This window comes from Nioella sediminis (assembly GCF_001879695.1).
GTDB classification, from domain to species: Bacteria; Pseudomonadota; Alphaproteobacteria; order Rhodobacterales; family Rhodobacteraceae; genus Nioella; species Nioella sediminis.
In genome coordinates, this window is sequence record NZ_MNBL01000129.1 from 1 (window position 1) to 2,589 (window position 2,589).

General features: G+C 65.4%; 3 protein-coding genes. All 3 read right to left on the bottom strand.

Features of this window, described 5'->3' with window-relative positions:
- The coding region (locus BKY26_RS15635; RefSeq protein ID WP_071691319.1) for a glutamate--cysteine ligase at window positions 1–1,179 on the bottom strand (1,179 nt) is incomplete at its 3' end.
- A 60-nt stretch (window positions 1,180–1,239) separates the two neighbouring features.
- A complete protein-coding gene (locus tag BKY26_RS15640; RefSeq protein ID WP_227435064.1) occupies window positions 1,240–1,773 on the bottom strand; it encodes a hypothetical protein in 534 nt (177 codons plus the stop codon).
- A complete protein-coding gene (locus BKY26_RS15645; protein ID WP_071691320.1) occupies window positions 1,770–2,498 on the bottom strand; it encodes a 16S rRNA (uracil(1498)-N(3))-methyltransferase in 729 nt (242 codons plus the stop codon). Before BKY26_RS15645 ends, BKY26_RS15640 begins: the two co-directional genes overlap by 4 nt.
- Window positions 2,499–2,589 lie beyond the last annotated feature (91 nt).

Genomic DNA, 2,589 nt, shown 5'->3' on the forward strand with positions numbered 1-2,589 from the left:
CGCCACCGCCTCGCTGGCGAGGTCATGCATGCGGATGCCCGAAACCTCGGCTTGCAGACCGTCGATCGACGCCGCCACCCGCAGCGCCTCGCGCGTCTCCGCATCCCAGCCCTTGACCAGATCCCAGGCTGCATCCAACGCCGTCTGGTCATAGAGCAGCCCCACCCAGAAGGCAGGCAACGCGCAGAGCCTGCGCCAGGGGCCGCCATCGGCACCGCGCATCTCGATGAATTTCTTGATCCGCGCCTCGGGAAAGACCGTGGTCAGATGATCGGCCCAATCGGATAGCGTCGGCGTCTCGTCCGGCAGCGCGGGCAGTTTGCCTTGCAGGAAGTCGCGGAAGGACTGGCCGAGCGCGTTGATATACTGCCCGTCGCGGTAGACGAAATACATCGGCACATCGAGCGCATACTCGACCCATCTCTCGAACCCGAAGCCCTCCTCGAACACGAAAGGCAGCATCCCGGTGCGGTCGGCATCCAGATCGCGCCAGACCCGGCTGCGCCAGGATTTGTGGCCATTTACCTTACCGTCCAGGAAGGGCGAATTGGCAAAGAGCGCCGTCGCCACCGGTTGCAGCGCCAGCGCCACGCGCAGCTTCTGCACCATATCGGCCTCGGATCCGAAATCGAGGTTCACCTGAACGGTGCAGGTCCGGCGCATCATGGTTGTGCCCATGGTGCCGACCTTCTGCATATAGCCGTCCATCAGCTTGTACCGCCCCTTGGGCATCAGCGGCATGTCTTCATGCGACCAGATCGGGGCCGCACCCAGACCGATGAAGCCCACGCCGATTTTGTCGGAAATGTCCTTCACGTCGCGCAGGTGGTCGTTCACCTCATCACAGGTCTGATGGATGGTTTCCAGCGGCGCACCCGACAGTTCAAGCTGCCCGCCGGGTTCCAGGCTGATATTGGCGCCATCCTTGGTCAGGCCAATCAGGTTGCCGCCCTCGATCAGCGGGTCCCAGCCATGGCCGTCGCGCAACCCCTCCAGCACCGCCAGAATCGACCGTTCACCCGCATAGGGCAGCGGCTTCAGCGTATCTTTGCAGTAGCCGAATTTCTCGTGCTCGGTGCCGATGCGCCAGTCTTCCTTCGGCTTGCAGCCATCGGCGAGATATTCCGCCAGTTGTTCATGCCGTTCGATCGGGCCGCCGCCGGATTGGGGGATGGACATGGGGGCTGCTCCTGCACTGTCGCTTTCAGAGGCCCTTGATGGGTGCAAATGCAGGCGGTGTCAATTCAGCGCCTGAGGCCAGCCGAGCCCATCTTCGCGTTCCCAGATCAGCAGCAGATCATTGCTGGCGCGGTTCAGTTTCCACACCATTTGCCCCGTCCGGATGCCCGGCAGACGCAGGAAGGCGTCGAACAGCCGGTCCGCCCCGGTCGCATTCACCGGAATGTGAAGTGGCGCGGCGTGGTTCTGGCGCAGGACCCAGACAGGCGGGCGGCTGCGATTGTCGAGCATCAGGACGGTCATGTCCTCGATGTCGATCACACCCCCGTCGAGCGGCCCCATATAGGTCACGCGCCCTTCATCGAGCGTCACGATCCCCGGCCCGATGGCCGCCTGCCGGAAGCGCCCGCGCTGGACGCCGCCCCAGAGCAGGAAAAGCCCGATGGCGGCAAAGGCAATGCCCACGCCCAGACTGATGACAGTGAGCGCCGCCAGCGCAACGAAGCCCCCCACGGCCAGCACCGCCAGCCCAATGAGGGCCTCGCGCCAGCGACGCAGGGTGGCCATCGCCTCGGGTCGGAAGAAGCCGCTCACCAGTCGCCCCGCGTGGACTGGAAGAGCGTCAGCGCCGCGACGGCGGCGGTATCGGCGCGCAGGATGCGGGGGCCAAGGCTGACGGCTGTGCAATAGGATCGCGACCGCAGGCGGTCGCGCTCCGCCTCTGAAAACCCGCCTTCGGGGCCGATCAGGATCGCCCATTTCTCTCGGTCCGGCGCGGCCTCCAGCGCCGCCCGCGCGCCCACGAGGCTTTCATCGCAGAAAATGAGCTGCCGGTCCTCGGGCCAGTCCGCCAACAGCCGGTTAAGCTTTTGCAGGTCCTCCACCGGGGGCACATAGGTGCCGCCGCATTGTTCGGCGGCCTCAACAGCATGCGCCTGCAACCGGTCCTGCCGGATGCGTTCGGCATTGGTGAAGTCCGTCTGCACCGGCATGATCCGCGCGGCCCCCATCTCGGCGGCCTTCTCGACGATGAAATCGGTGCGCGCCTTCTTGATCGGGGCAAAGAGCAGCCACAGGTCCGGCGGGGACATCTGCGGCGCGGCCTGTTCGCGGCAGTCCAGCACGCCGCCGCGCTTTCCGGCCTCCACGACCTCGGCGGTCCATTCCCCGTCCTGCCCGTTGAACAGGGCCACCTCGGCCCCGACACCTAGCCGCATGACACCAAACAGGTAATGCGCCTGTTCCCGCGACAAGGGAACCGTTTGCCCTTGCCCAAGGGGATGCTCTACGAAGAGCCGTATCTTTGCACGCGATGACATGGGACGGACCTTATGACCGGCTTGAACGAAACGCCAGAGGGGCAGGTGCATGACGCCGTGCGCGGCAATTGGGTGGACCGGCTGGCGCCCG

Bases quoted from the DNA above. Each gene is read 5' to 3' on its own strand.
- BKY26_RS15645 (WP_071691320.1), bottom strand. From the start codon at position 2,498: ATGTCATCGCGTGCAAAGATACGGCTCTTCGTAGAGCATCCCCTTGGG.